This window comes from Zoogloea oryzae (assembly GCF_030161255.1).
In the GTDB taxonomy this organism is placed as follows: domain Bacteria; phylum Pseudomonadota; class Gammaproteobacteria; order Burkholderiales; family Rhodocyclaceae; genus Zoogloea; species Zoogloea oryzae.
The window spans coordinates 20,943-34,991 of sequence record NZ_BSPX01000032.1 but is presented as its reverse complement, the minus strand read 5'-3'; the positions used below and the strand labels follow the sequence as shown (position 1 = coordinate 34,991).

Below are 14,049 nucleotides of genomic sequence, written 5' to 3'. Positions count from 1 at the left end.
GCTCTGGGGTGCTTCTTTACTGCCCGGCTGAGTCTGTCGGGCTGAAGCCCGACCTACAGGAAGGGGCGCGACTATCCCAAAGATCCTCCCGTGGGGCTTTGAGACCGACCTGTCCATTCGGTGAGCTTGTCGGGTGCTGCTTTTTGCAGCTCGGGCGGGACTCGGAGACTGAACCATCCTGTCCGGGAGATGCTCGCCTGGGGCTTTGGGACAGACCTGTTCATTCGGCGAGCTTGTCGGGTGCTGCTTTTTGCAGCTCGGGAGAGACTTGGAGACCGGACCATCCTGTCCTGGCGTTTGTCGGCCGGGACTCCGGGATAGGACAGCCTATCCGCGAGGTGCTCGCGACTATCTCCGAGACACTCGCGACTATCCCGGAGATAGTCCGGTACGCCGCTCAGGCCGGCGCGTGGGCCTCGCGGGTGGCGGCGCGGCGTTCGCGCCAGCCTTCGACCAGTGAATACACCGCCGGCACCACCACCAGGGTGAGCAGGGTGGAGCTGATCATGCCGCCGATCACCGCGATGGCCAGCGGCTGGTTGGTCTCGTTGCCGGCGCCAAAGCCGGCGGCGGCCGGGGCGAGGGCGAGGATCACCGTCATGGAGGTCATCAGCACCGGGCGCATCCGGATCGGGCAGGCGTTGCGCAGGGCAGCGTCCACCTTGAGGCCTTCGGCGCGGCGCTGGTTGGTGAGATCCACCAGCAGGATGGAGTTCTTGGCGACGAGGCCGATCAACAGCACCAGCCCGATCATCGAGTAGATGTTGAGGGTCTGCCCGGTGAGCCACAGGGCCGCCACGCCGCCGACGATGGCCAGCGGCTGGGCCAGCATCACGATGGCGGGCTGCAGGAAGCTGTTGAACTGGCTGGCGAGCACCATGTAGAGCAGGGTCATGGCCAGGGCGAAGGTGAAGCTCATGTACTTCTGGGTCTTGCCGAACTCCTCGGCCTGGCCGATCAGCTTGACCTGGTAGCCGGTGGGCAGCAGCTCGGCCGCGGTGGCCTTGACCACCTCCACCGCCTCACCCAGGGGCAGGGTGGGGGTGGCGAAGAAGGTGGCCGCGTACTGGAGATCAAAGCGCCCGACGATGGCGGGGCCCAGGGCCTCGCGGAAGCCCGCCACGCTATCCAGGCGCACCAGCTCGCCGCCCTTGTTGCGCAGGAAGATCTTCGAAAGATCAGCCGGCTGGGTGAAGGTGCCTTCCCTGGCCTTCACGCGGATGTCGTAGCGCTGGCCGTCGCCCGGTTCGTCGTTGTATTTGGCGATGTCCACGCCGCCGGTAAGCATGTTGATGGCCAGCGCCACGTCCTGGGTGGTGAGGCCGGCGTCGGCGATGCGCAGGCGGTCCGGCGCGAAGATCAGCTGGGGCAGGTCGAGCTGCAGGTCGGTGTCCATGCGTCCGATGCCGGGCATCGCGGTGAGCTTCTTCTGCAGGGCCACGGCGTGGCGGCCGAGCTCCTGCAGGTTCTCGCCGGTGAGCACGAACTGCAGCGGCTCGCCCCGTTGGCCCTGCACCATCGGGTAAGGCGCGGCGAACACCCGCGCGCCGGCGATCTGGGCAAACTCCTTGCGCAGCAGCGGGATGATGTCCTGCTGCTTGACGGTGCGCTCCTCCCGCGGGGCCATGCGCACGACCACCGTGCCCTGGTTAACCTGTCCGGCGGTGCCGAGGCCGATCAGCGCGAACTCGGAGCGCACCTCGGGGTGACGGTCGAGAATGGCCTCCACCTCCTTCAGCTTGCTGTCGGTGTAGTCGATGCTCGAACCCAGCGGCGTGCGCAGCGACACCAGGAAGCGCCCCTCGTCCTGCTCCGGCGCGAAGGCCTTGCCCACGTTGGCGAAGAAGAAGGCGCTCGATCCCACGACGGCCAGGGTCGCCAGCAGCACCCACAGGCGGTGGGTGAGGGCGGCTTCCAGCAGGCGCACATAGAGCGCGTCCAGGCCCTCGAAAACGCGGTCGAAGAAGCGGTAGATCGGGCCGTGCTGCTTCTCCACCTTGAGATAGCGCGAGCACAGCATGGGCGTGAGGGTGAGCGACACGAACAGCGACACCAGCACGCCGAAGGTGACCACCAGCGCAAAGCTGCGGAAGAACTGCCCGATGATCCCCGAGATGAAGGCCACCGGCGCGAAGATGCACACCAGCGACAGGGTGGCCGCCATCACCGCGAAGACCACCTCGTTGCTGCCATTGACGGCCGCCGAGACGGGATCGGGGTCGAGCTCTTCCCGGTGGCGGAAGATGTTTTCCAGCACCACGATGGCGTCGTCCACCACCACCCCGATCAGCAGCAGCAGCGCCAGCATGGTGAGGGAGTTGAGGGTGAAGCCGGCGAAGTAGATCACCGCGATGGCGCCGCAAAGCGACACCGGGATCGCCAGCGAGATGATGAGGGTGGAGCGCACCGAGCGCAGGAAGATCCACACCACCAGCGCCGCGAGCAGGGTGCCTTCGATCAGGTGTTCCTTCAGGGAATCGACGATCTCGAGGATGAACACCGCGTCGTTGGAGACGACGGAGAGTGTCATCCCCGGCGGCAGCATGGGGCGCAGATCGCGGTCGAGGCGTTCCTGGATGCGCTCGGTGATCGCCACGGTGTTGGCGTTGGCGATCTTCACCATGCCCAGGCCGACGGTGGTCTTGCCGTTGAAGCGGGCGAGCTGGCGGTTGTCGGTGAGGCCGTCCTCGATCTCCGCAACATCGCCCAGGCGCACCGGCGCCTTCTCGCGCCAGGCCACGACCAACTCCCTGAGCTGCTCCACCTGGTGGAACTCCAGATCAAGCTTGACCAGGCTTTCGGTGGTCTTGCCCACCACGAAACCGCCGGCCAGTTGGACGTGCTCCTTGGCGAAGGCGTCGGTGATGTCCTGGGCGGTGACCTTGTGGGCGGCCATCCGGTCGGGCAGCAGGTTGACCCGGATGGTGCGGTCGCGCCGCCCGCCGATACGCACTTCGCCCACGCCGTCGATGGTCTCGAGGCGCTTTTTGAGGGTGTTGATGGCGTACTGGTTGAGCTGCTGCTGGGTGCGGTCGCCCTGCAGCGCCAGCCACATCACCGGCTGGGCGTTGGTCTCGACCTTGGCCACCACCGGCGGGTCCACGTCCTTGGGCAGCCGGCGCAGCACCTGATTGACCTTCGACTGGACCTCGTTGAAGGCCACGTCCACCTTCTTCTCCAGCGAGAAGGTGATGTTGACGGTGGACACGCCCGGCGACGAGGTGGACTGGACGTGCTCGATGCCCGGCACGCTGTTCACGGCGGATTCGATGACGTTGGTGATGCTCGAATCGACGATGTCCGGGTTGGCGCCCTTCAGCGTGGTGGTGATCGAGATGACCGGGAATTCGATGTAGGGGTAGCGGTCCATCCCGACCCGCTGGTAACCGATGATGCCGACGAGCACCAGCACGGCGCTCATCATCCACGCCAGCACGTGGCGCTTGATGGACAGCTCGGGCAGGGTCATGGCTTGGCGGCGGGGGCAGCTGCCGCGGGCTTGGCGGCGGCGGGGGCCTTGATGCTGACGGGGGCGCCGTCGGTGAGGAAGCCGGCGCCGTCCTCCACGATGGTCTCACCGCTGGCGAGGCCCTTGACGATCTCGATCCGGCCGTCCTGCTTGACGCCGGTTTCGACCACCCGCTGGCTGGCCTTGCCGTCGGCGATCACATAAACCACCTTGCCGGCCGGGCGCAGTACCACGCTCTGCTCGGGCACCACCACCGCGGCGGGCTTGCTGCCGGTGACGATGGCCGCGTTGACGGTGCCGCCCGAGAGCATCGAGCCGTCGTTGTCGAGGCGCACCTGCACGTCGATGGCGCGGGACAGATCGTTGATGGTGGGCTTCACGTCCTCCACCACGCCGGTGATGACCTTGCCCGGTTGGTGGGGCAGGCCGAGGCGCACGGTCTGGCCGGGGCGGATGCGCCCGGCGGCGGATTCGGGAAACGGCAGGTGGGCGCGCAGCACCCGGTTGGAGACCAGCTTGAACAGCGGATCGCCCACCTTCACGTAGTCGCCCGGCGAGACGATCTGGGTTTCGATGATGCCATCCACCGGCGCCACCACCTTTGTGCGGGCCAGGTTGCTGCGGCTGCTGCCGCTTCTGGCGCGGGCGGTGGCCAGCTGGGCGCGCAGGGCGTCGCGCTGGGCGAGGGCGTCGTCGGCGCCGTTACGCGAGATGAAGCCCTTGGCGACGAGGTTCTGCTGGCGCTCGGCGAAGCGTTCGGCCTGGGCGACCAGGGATTCGAGGCGGGTGATCTCGGCGGCGTCGGTCTGGCCCTGGATCTGGAAGTCGGTGGGATCGAGCTCGGCGAGGCGCTGGCCCCTCTTCACGTGGTCGCCGCCGTGGGCGATCACGTTGGTGACGCGCCCGGCTACTTCGGCGCCGATCTTCGGGTCGATCAGCGCCTCAAGCGTGCCGAGGGTGTTCTCGGTCACGTCCAGCGAGACGCTGGCGGCCTTGAAGGCGGTGACCGGGGTGGCCGGCGGGCCGGACGGCTTGCTGGCCGCCGGCGCCGGCTTGTCGCCACAGCCGGCGAGTCCGATGGCAAGGAACAGGGCGATGCAGGAAACTGAACGCATGGTCGGTGACGTCGGACTGGCGGGCGTGGGCGGGATCAGGGCAGCGGGCGTTCGCCCTTCAGGAGGTGCTCGAGGGTTTCCCGCTCGCGGATGACGTGGACCTCGCTGCCATCCACCAGCACCTCGGCGGCGCGGGGGCGGGTGTTGTAGTTGGAGCTCATGGTCATGCCGTAGGCGCCGGCGGAGAGGATCGCCAGCAGGTCGCCGGTTTCGACGGACAGGTCGCGGTCGTGGCCGAGGAAGTCGCCGCTCTCGCAGATCGGGCCGACCACTTCGTAGCGGGTGGCGGGCAGGTTGCGCGGAGCGACGGCGACGATCTCGTGGTAGGCGTCGTAGAGCGCCGGGCGGGCGAGGTCGTTCATCGCAGCATCGATGATGGCGAAGTTCTTCTCGACGCCGGGCTTGAGGTATTCGATGCGCGTGAGCAGCAGGCCGGCGTTGCCCACCAGCGAGCGGCCCGGCTCGAAGCACAGGGCTTCGTCGCGGCCTTCGAAGCGGGCCAGCAGCGGGGCGAGGTATTCGGTGGGCGTGGGCGGCTCTTCGTCGCGGTAGCGGATGCCGAGGCCGCCGCCCAGGTCGATGTGGTCGAGCTTGATGCCTTCGGAGGCGAGCTGGTCGACGAGGCCGAGGATCTTGTCGGCGGCTTCGGCCATCGGGGCCGGGTCGAGGAGCTGGGAGCCGATGTGGCAGTCGATGCCGGAGATCTCGATGTTCGGAAGCCCGGCGGCCTTGCGGTACAGGTCGAGGGCCTCGGTGAAGGCGACGCCGAACTTGTTGCTACGCAGGCCGGTCGAGATGTAAGGGTGGGTGTTGGGGTTCACGTCCGGATTCACGCGGAAAGCGATCGGCGCACGCTTGCCCATGCTGACGGCGACTTCATTGAGGCGGTCGAGCTCGGCGGCGGATTCGACGTTGAAACAGCCGATGCCGGATTCGAGCGCGTAGCGCATCTCGTCGCGGGTCTTGCCGACGCCCGAGAAAATCACCTTGCCGGCGTCACCACCGGCGGCCAGCACGCGGGCGAGTTCGCCGCCCGAGACGATGTCGAAACCGGCGCCCAGCTTGGCGAACACCGACAGGATGCCGAGGCTGGAGTTGGCCTTGACCGCATAGCACACCAGCGACTTGCGCAGGCCGAGGGCCTGCTGGTAGGCGTTGAAGGCGGCGGTGAGGGCGGCGCGGGAGTAGACGTAGGTCGGGGTGCCGAACTGGGCGGCGATGTCTGCGAGGGCGACCCCTTCGAGGGTCAGGCCGGCGGGGCCGGCGGTGAGCGTCGGCACGGGCAGGGCGAGCGTCATTGGGCAGAGTCCTGGGAGGCGGGTTTGTTATGATCGGCGCCCGGCGCCGGCGTGGCGGCCGGGGCGGGAGTCGGTACTGAATTGGGCTTGGGTGCGGGTTTGGCGGCCGGCTTGGGGGGCTGCGGCATGTACAGCGGCCCCTTGATGCCGCATCCGCCCAGCACGAGCAGGCCGCAGGCCGCGGCGGCAATGGCGATGTTTCGCATGGATTCCGCGCAAAAACGGGAATGTTAACAGATCAACGGAGACGGCGATGAACGAAGCAGATTTCAACGCACTGGCGGATGCCGAACTGGCCCGTCTGGAAGGGTTGCTCGACAAGTGCGACCTGGATTTCGATTACGAGCTGAAGCCCGGCGGGATCGTCGAGCTGGAGTTTGACAACGGTAGCAAGATCATCGTCAATCGCCACACGGCGGCGCGGGAGATCTGGCTCGCGGCAAAGTCCGGCGGCTTTCACTTCCGGCCGGAAGGCGGGCGCTGGCTGGGGACGCGGGACGGGGCGGATTTCTACGCGGTGCTGTCCCGCTGCATGACGGAGCAGGCTGGCGAGCCGGTCAGCCTGGCGGGCTGACCGGGCTTCGCGGGGGCTACTCGGCCGCCGCTGCGGCGGCGGTCGGCTGAGGCGCTGCTGCCGGCGCGGGGGCTTCGTCGGCGGGGGGCGCGTTAGCTGGTTCGTGGGGCACGTCGGGCGGTGCGGCAGGCAGGTTTTCCTTGTAGATCATCTCTTCCGTGGCGCTGCCGGCGGGCTGCACGCGGATCAGCCCAGCGGGGGCGGTCGGGTAGGTTTCCGGCACGCCGTCGAGGGCTTTTCGCATGTAGTTGATCCACATGGGCAGGGCGGCGGCGCCGCCGGTCTCGCCGCTGCCGAGCTTTCTGGGCTGGTCGAAGCCGATCCATGCCACGGCCACCACGGTGGGCTGGTAGCCGCAGAACCACGCGTCCACGTATTCGTTGGTGGTGCCGGTCTTGCCGGCCAGGTCGCCCCGCTTGAGCACCAGCGCCTTGGTGGCGGTGCCGCGGCGGACCACGTCCTTCATGATCGAATCCATCAGGTAGGCATTGCGCTCGTCGATGGCGCGCTCGGCGGTCTCGCCGGCCACCGGCGGGTCAACCCGCGCCAGCACGTTGCCGGCCTCGTCGCGGATCTCCTTCACCAGATAGGGTTCGATGCGGTAGCCGCCGTTGGCGAACACCGAGTAGCCGCGGAGCATCTGCCACGGGGTGACCGAGCCGGCGCCCAGGGCCATCGTGAGGTAGGGTGGGTGGCGTTCGGCGTCGAAGCCGAACTTGGTGACGTAGTCCTGGGCGTAGCGGGTGCCGACCGACTTGAGCAGGCGGATCGACACCATGTTCTTGGAGCGGGCCAGTGCGGTGCGGACGGTGATCGGGCCATCGTAGCGACCGTCGTAGTTCTTCGGTTCCCACGCCTGGCTGCCTGTCTCGCCGGCCGGGAACGATAGCGGCGAGTCATCCACCACGCTGTTGGGGCCGTAGCCCTTCTCGAAGGCCGCCGAGTAGATGAAGGGCTTGAAGCTGGAGCCGGGCTGTCGCCACGCCTGGGTGACGTGGTTGAACTTGTTGCGATTGAAGTCGAATCCGCCGGCAAGTGCGCGGATCGCGCCGGTTCGCGGGTCGGCCGCGGCGAGTGCGCCTTCGACTTCGGGCAGCTGGGTGATCTCCCAGTGGTTGTCGATTCGCGTGATGCGGATCACGGCGCCGGGGCGGATACGCTTGTTGGGCGGCGCCTTGTCGCCGAGCATGGCGGATGCAAAGCGCACGCCTTCGCCGCTGATCTTGATGGATTCGCCATACCGGTAGGCCGTGACGGCGCCGCCACCCACCTTGGTGACGATGGCGGCCAGCATGTCGTCGTAGTCGGGGGTTTCGGCGAGGAGTTCGTCCAGCGTCTCGGTCTGCTCGGCGTTCATGCGGGCCGGGTCGACGTAGGCTTCGGCGCCCCGGTAGCCGTGGCGGCGGTCGTAATCCATGATCCCGCGCCGCAGGGCGTGGTAGGCGGCATCCTGCTCGGCCTTGTTGATCGTCGTGATGACCTTGATGCCGCGGGTGTAGGCCTCCTCGCGATATTGCTCGAAGGCGATCTGGCGGGCCATTTCGGCCACGTAGTCGGCGCTGCCGCCGAAATCCAGGTTGCCGGCGGTGTTGCTGCCGGTGGCAACCTTGAGCGGGGTGTCGATCGCCTGCTGCTGTTCGGTCGGGGTGATGAAGCCGAGTTCGGTCATCCGGCGCAGCACATATTGCTGGCGCAGCGCGGCGCGCTTCGGGTTGACGATCGGGTTGTAGGCCGACGGCGCCTTGGGCAGGCCGGCGAGCATCGCCGCTTCGGCAATCGACAGGTCACGCAGCGGTTTGCCGAAGTAGGTCTGGGAAGCCACCGCAAAACCGTAGGCGCGGCGCCCGAGGAAGATCTGGTTGATGTAGACCTCGAGGATCTGGTCCTTCGTGAGGTTCTGCTCGATCTTGAAGGCCAGGAGGATTTCGTACAGCTTGCGGGAGATCGTCTTCTCGCGGGTCAGGAAGAAGTTGCGCGCCACCTGCATGGTGATCGTCGAGGCGCCCTGGCGCTTGCCGCCGGTGGCCAGGTTGGCGCCGGCGGCACGCAGAATGCCGAGGAAGTCGACGCCCGAGTGCTGGTAGAAGCGGTCGTCCTCGGCGGCGAGGATGGCGTGCTTGAGGACCGGCGGTACATCCTGGATGTGCACCACCGCGCGGCGCTCCTCGCCGTACTCGCCGATCAGCGCGCCGTCTGCGGTATAGACGCGCAGCGGGATCTTGGGGTGGTAGTCGGTCAGGGCTTCCAGCGACGGGAGCGTGGGCCAGGCAAAGGCGACAGCGATGGCGACGATTGCGATGCCGACCGCGAGGAGGCCGAGCAGGACGGCAAGAGGGTAGAGAACCCAACGCATGGCGGAAAGAAGGTGCAAGTAAAGTGCGGCATTATACGAGTACGCACTGCTGCCCGCCTGTTCGGGCGACGGCGGTGTTTTACAGGGTGTTGCTTTACACCTGTCATGGTTGTTGCTAGGATTTCATGTAGATTGTTGTTATTGCGCCTAACATAAAGAATTTTCAGGATTTTTTGTGATCGACCTATCCTTTCTCAGCCCCAGGACACGTCCCCTGATCGGCGTCGACATTTCGTCGTCGTCGGTCAAGATGGTCGAGTTGTCGGCTGTTTCCGGGGGCGGGTACCGGGTCGAGCGCTATGCGATCGAAGCCCTTCCCCGCGAAGCCGTGTCCGATGGCAATGTGGCCAACCTCGACGCCGTCGCCGAAGCGATCCGTCGCGGCTGGCGCCGTCTCGGCACCACCACCAAGTTCGTCGCGCTGGCGCTGCCCGCCTCGGCGGTCATCACCAAGAAGATCATTCTCCCGGCGGGGCTTCGTGATCAGGAGCTGGAGGTGCAGGTCGAATCCGAGGCCAACCAGTACATCCCGTTCGCCCTCGACGAAGTGAACCTCGACTTCCAGGTCATCGGCCCGGCGGCGTCCAGCGCCGAGGAGGACGAGGTGCTGATTGCCGCGTCGCGCAAGGAAAAGGTTGAAGACCGCGTGGCCGCGGCAGAAGCCGCCGGCCTCAAGGCGCTGGTGATGGATGTCGAGTCCTACGCGGCGCTGTCGGCCTTCGAGCTCGTCCAGGCCCAGCTGCCCGGCCAGGGGGAAGACAAGATCATCGCCCTCGTCGATGCGGGCGCCAACGTGATGAACGTGTCGGTGCTGCGTAATGGCGTCCAGATCTACGCGCGGGAGCAGGCCTTCGGCGGCTTCCTGCTCACCCAGGACATCATGCGCCACTTCGGGATGTCCCTCGAGGAGGCCGAAAGCACCAAGCGCACCGGCTCCCTGCCCGAGAGCTACGAACCCGAACTGCTGCGGCCGTTCATGGACGCCCTGGCGCTGGAGGTCTCCCGGGCGCTGCAGTTCTTCTTCACCTCGACCCAGTTCAATCAGGTGGATCACATCGTGCTGGCCGGTGGCTGTGCGGTCATTCCGGGCCTCGCCGACACCGTTGCGGGCCGGACCCAGGTCGAGACCCAGGTCGCCAACCCCTTTGCGAACATGAGCCTGAGTTCCAAGATTCGCCCCAAAAATCTGGCGGCCGACGCACCTGCCCTGCTCGTGGCCTGCGGACTGGCGCTGCGGAGGTTTGATTCGTGATTCGCATCAACCTGCTCCCCCACCGGGAGGAAAAACGTAAGGCCCGACGTCAGCAGTTCTGGCTGTTTGCCGCGGTCGCGGCGCTGTCGGGCGTGGCGGTGTGGTTTGTTGGCCACACGATCATCGCCGGCTACGTGGATGGTCAGGAAGCCAAGAACGTCTTCCTGAAGGAAAGCATCGTCGAACTCGACAAGGAAATCGCCGAAATCAAGGGCCTGCGCGAGCAGGCCGAGGCGCTGCTGTCGCGCAAGCAGGTGATCGAATCCCTGCAGACCAACCGGACCGAAACCGTCCAGATCTTCAACGAACTCGCCAGCCAGATGCCCGAAGGCGTCTATCTCAAGGGCCTCAAGCAGAGCGGTTCGCGGATCAATCTGACGGGTTACGCCCAGTCCAACGCGCGGGTCTCGAACCTGATGCGCAATCTGGAGGCTTCGCCCAATCTCGAGCGCGCCGATCTCGTCGAGGTCAAGGCCGCCACGCTGAACAACCGCCGCGTGAGCGAGTTCAGCCTCAACTTCACCATCGAGCGCCCCAAGACCGAAGAGCCGGTCGGCAAGCTGAAGGGAAAGACGCCCGTGATCGTAGGGGGTAAGCCGTAATGGGTCTCAGGGTGTCAATGGAGCAGATCCGGGGCCGGGATTACCAGAGCCTGATGCGGGATTTCAAGGGCCTGGATCCCAACGATCCCGGCCAGTGGCCGCTGTTGCCGCGGGTGACCTTCCTCATCGCGGTCTTCTTTGCCATCGTGGTGGGCGGCTGGTGGCTCGACTGGAGCAACCAGCTGTCGCAACTCGACACCAAGCGCGAGGAAGAATCCCGCCTCAAGCAGGAGTGGAAGGAAAAGAAGGAGCAGGCGGTCAATCTGCCCGAGTACAAGCGCCAGCTGAGCGAGATCGACCGCCAGTTCGGCGCGCTGCTCAAGCAGCTGCCCAACCGCTCCGAGATGGAAGCCCTGCTGGCCGACATCAACCAGGCGGGCCTTGGCCGCGGCCTGCAGTTCGAGCTGTTCAAGCCGGGCTCGGAAGTCATGAAGGATTTCTACGCCGAGTTGCCCATCGCGGTGCGCGTCATCGGCAACTACCACGACCTCGGTGAGTTCGTGAGCGATGTGGCGCAGATGCCGCGGATCGTCACCCTCAACGACATCGCCATCGAGACGCAGAAGGATGGCGTGCTCAAGTTCGATGCGACGGCCGTGACCTACCGCTACCTTGACGACGACGAAGTGGCCAAGCTGCGCAAGGAAAAGGCCAAGGAAAAGGCGGCTAAATGAAGAGCGTCCGATTGACCGCGCTGCTGCCGCTGGCTGCGGTGCTTCTGTTGTCCGGCTGCGGGGACGAGCAGGATGACCTGCGCAGCTGGATGGAAGAAAACTCCAAGGGGCTCAAGCCCAACCTCAAGCCGCTTCCGCCGATCCAGCAGGTCGTGCCGGTGAATTATCAGGGCGCGAGCAAGGTTGATCCGTTCCGGGTTGCCAAGCTTGAGCCGGACAAAAAAGGGGGGCAGTTTGCTCCCGATGCCAACCGACGGCGTGAGCCGCTCGAAGCCTATCCCCTGGAATCGCTGAAGATGGTCGGTGTGCTGATGAAACGCGGACAGTCCCACGCCATCATCTTTGCCGACAAGACGCTGCATCAGGTGAAGGTTGGCAACTATCTCGGACAGAACTACGGGCAGATCACCGCCATCACGGAGACGGAGGTCACATTGAAGGAACTCGTCGAAGATGCGAGCGGTGAGTGGACGGAACGCATCAGCACGCTGCAATTGCAAGAGCAGGCGCCTCAGGAGTCGAAGAAATGAAAACGGGACGTTGTGGCGTCAAGCTTGGCGCGTGGGTCATTGCAGCATGTTTCGGGGGGCTGACCCCGCTGGCGCCAGCCATGGCGCAGACGCCGCCGGGGGCTGAAGCCCGGGCAGCCAACCGCATCGAGAACATCGTCGCCGCCGATCAGGGCGGCAACGTCATGCTCAAGCTCACCATGGCCCAGCCCCTGGCGGCCGTGCCGGCGAGCTTCAGCGTGGCTAATCCGGCGCGGGTGGCCTTCGATTTTCCCGATACCGCCAACGGCCTCGGGCGCAACAGCCAGGCGCTCAACGCCGGTGATCTGCGCAGTGTCAATATCGTCCAGGTGGGCGACCGCACGCGGCTGGTCCTCAACCTGACCCGCGTCTCGCCCTACGATGTCCGCATCGATGGCAAGGACGTGCTGATCACCCTCTCGTCTGCCCAGATGAAGGAAGCTACCGGCGTGGGCGTGGCCCAGTCGTCGCAGTTTGCGGCACCGTCGGCGGTTGGTATGGGCGAGCGTCACGCGATCCGCGACATCAACTTCCGCCGCGGCAAGGAAGGCGAAGGCCGGCTGGTGGTGGACCTGTCCGATCCGAACGCCGGTATCGACATCCGCCAGCAGGGCACCAGCCTGATCGTCGATTTCCTCAAGACCGACGTGCCCGAACAGCTGCGTCGCAAGCTCGACGTGATGGATTTCGGCACACCGGTGTCCACCGTGCTGACCCAGGCCCAGGGCGGCAACGTGCGCATGACCATCACCCCCAAGGGGCTGTGGGAGCACAACGCCTACCAGAGCGACAACCAGTTCGTGCTTGAGGTGAAGCCGGTCCGCGAAGACCCGAACAAGCTCACCCAGGGCTCCGCCAAGGGGCGGTTTGGCGGCGAGAAGCTGTCGCTGAACTTCCAGAACATCGACGTGCGTTCGGTACTGCAGGTCATCGCCGACTTCACGAACTTCAACATCATCACCAGCGATTCGGTGCAGGGCAACCTCACCTTGCGCCTGAAGGACGTGCCGTGGGATCAGGCGCTGGACATCATCCTGCAGGCCCGTGGCCTCGACATGCGCAAGAACGGCAACGTGATCTGGATCGCGCCGCGGGATGAACTCGCCGCCCGCGAGAAGCTCGATCTCGAGGCCAAGGCCCAGATCGGCGATCTCGAGCCGCTGCGCACCGAGAGCTTCCAGATCAACTACCACAAGGCCAAGTCCGTCGCCGAGTTCCTCAAGAGCAAGGACCAGACGGTGCTGTCCAAGCGTGGCAGCGTGGTGCCCGACGAGCGCAGCAACAAGATCTTCGTGAACGACATCCCGTCGCGCCTCGAGGAGATGCGCCGCCTGATCGCCGAGATCGACGTGGAAGTGCGCCAGGTGCTGATCGAAGCGCAGATCGTCGAAGCCACCGACACCTTCTCGCGCAACCTGGGCGTCCGTCTGGGCTTCGGCGGCAAGACCGGCGGCCTGCTGGGCACCACCACCGGCGGCGTGCAGGTCTATCGCAACACCTTCGGTTCCGGCAATCTGTCCAACACTGGCTATCAGGCCGGTCAGATCCTCACGGTGCCCAACTTCAGCGACTCCCTTGGGGTCAACCTGCCTGCCTCGACGATCAACAACAAGCAGGCTGGCGCGTTCTCGCTGGCCCTCTGGAACAGCGCCGCGACGCGCTACATTGATCTCGAAGTCTCTGCCCTCGAAGCCGACGGGCGCGGCAAGGTGGTGTCCCGTCCGCGCGTGATGACCGCCGACAAGGCCGAGGCGATCATCGAGCAGGGTACTGAAATCCCGTACAACTCGGCGACCAGCTCCGGTGCCACCAGCGTGTCTTTCCGGAAAGCCAATCTGGCGCTCAAGGTCAAGCCGCAGGTCACGCCTGATGGCAAGATCATGATGACGCTCGAGGTGAACAAGGATTCGCCCAACTACAATGTGGCCCTGACCTCGGGCGTCCCGATCGACACCAAGCACGTCAAGACGGAAGTTGTCGTTGAGAATGGCGGTACGATCGTCATCGGTGGCATCTACACCCAGGATGTCTCCAACGCGACGACCAAGATCCCGCTGCTCGGCGATCTGCCGGTGCTCGGTTATCTCTTCCGCAGCAACGAGCGCAAGGACAACAAGACCGAACTGCTTGTCTTCATCACGCCGCGTATCATCAACGACCAGCTTGGTCTGCGTTGAACCCT

General features: G+C 65.6%; 11 protein-coding genes. 6 read left to right on the top strand and 5 right to left on the bottom strand.

The window, feature by feature from the left end:
* Positions 1–397 precede the first annotated feature (397 nt).
* From QQK25_RS11770 to lptM, 4 genes are read right to left on the bottom strand one after another with little or no spacing between them, the layout of a single operon-like run.
* The gene (locus QQK25_RS11770) at positions 398–3,469 is read right to left on the bottom strand and encodes an efflux RND transporter permease subunit (RefSeq protein WP_284188109.1); all 3,072 of its coding nucleotides are present in this window, start codon (positions 3,467–3,469) and stop codon (positions 398–400) included.
* Positions 3,466–4,584, bottom strand: a complete 1,119-nt coding sequence (locus QQK25_RS11765; protein WP_284188108.1) for an efflux RND transporter periplasmic adaptor subunit — start codon at positions 4,582–4,584, stop codon at positions 3,466–3,468. The genes QQK25_RS11770 and QQK25_RS11765 overlap by 4 nt, the downstream gene beginning before the upstream one ends.
* A gap of 35 nt (positions 4,585–4,619) precedes the next feature.
* Positions 4,620–5,882, bottom strand: coding sequence for a diaminopimelate decarboxylase (gene lysA, locus QQK25_RS11760; RefSeq protein WP_284188107.1), 1,263 nt, complete (start codon positions 5,880–5,882; stop codon positions 4,620–4,622).
* Positions 5,879–6,088, bottom strand: a complete 210-nt coding sequence (gene lptM, locus QQK25_RS11755) for an LPS translocon maturation chaperone LptM (RefSeq protein ID WP_284188106.1) — start codon at positions 6,086–6,088, stop codon at positions 5,879–5,881. The genes lysA and lptM overlap by 4 nt, the downstream gene beginning before the upstream one ends.
* Before the next feature lie 47 nt (positions 6,089–6,135).
* Between lptM and cyaY the strand changes: the two genes are divergently transcribed.
* On the top strand, positions 6,136–6,456 hold the full coding sequence (gene cyaY, locus QQK25_RS11750) for an iron donor protein CyaY (RefSeq protein WP_284188105.1): 321 nt from the start codon (positions 6,136–6,138) through the stop codon (positions 6,454–6,456).
* A gap of 16 nt (positions 6,457–6,472) precedes the next feature.
* Here cyaY and QQK25_RS11745 read toward each other — a convergent pair whose 3' ends face one another.
* Complete coding sequence (locus QQK25_RS11745; protein ID WP_284188104.1) at positions 6,473–8,809, bottom strand: penicillin-binding protein 1A; 2,337 nt, start codon at positions 8,807–8,809, stop codon at positions 6,473–6,475.
* Between the two features lie 175 nt (positions 8,810–8,984).
* Between QQK25_RS11745 and QQK25_RS11740 the strand changes: the two genes are divergently transcribed.
* Genes QQK25_RS11740 through QQK25_RS11720 form a run of 5 tightly spaced genes read left to right on the top strand, consistent with a single transcriptional unit; the run spans position 8,985 to position 14,044 of the window.
* Positions 8,985–10,061, top strand: coding sequence for a pilus assembly protein PilM (locus QQK25_RS11740; RefSeq protein WP_284188103.1), 1,077 nt, complete (start codon positions 8,985–8,987; stop codon positions 10,059–10,061).
* Positions 10,058–10,663, top strand: coding sequence for a PilN domain-containing protein (locus QQK25_RS11735; RefSeq protein ID WP_153160730.1), 606 nt, complete (start codon positions 10,058–10,060; stop codon positions 10,661–10,663). The genes QQK25_RS11740 and QQK25_RS11735 overlap by 4 nt, the downstream gene beginning before the upstream one ends.
* Positions 10,664–10,680: 17 nt before the next feature.
* Positions 10,681–11,337, top strand: coding sequence for a type IV pilus inner membrane component PilO (locus QQK25_RS11730; protein WP_284188102.1), 657 nt, complete (start codon positions 10,681–10,683; stop codon positions 11,335–11,337).
* The gene (locus QQK25_RS11725; RefSeq protein ID WP_153160726.1) at positions 11,334–11,867 is read left to right on the top strand and encodes a pilus assembly protein PilP; all 534 of its coding nucleotides are present in this window, start codon (positions 11,334–11,336) and stop codon (positions 11,865–11,867) included. The genes QQK25_RS11730 and QQK25_RS11725 overlap by 4 nt, the downstream gene beginning before the upstream one ends.
* The gene (locus QQK25_RS11720) at positions 11,864–14,044 is read left to right on the top strand and encodes a type IV pilus secretin PilQ (RefSeq protein WP_284188101.1); all 2,181 of its coding nucleotides are present in this window, start codon (positions 11,864–11,866) and stop codon (positions 14,042–14,044) included. Before QQK25_RS11725 ends, QQK25_RS11720 begins: the two co-directional genes overlap by 4 nt.
* The last annotated feature ends 5 nt before the right edge of the window (positions 14,045–14,049 follow it).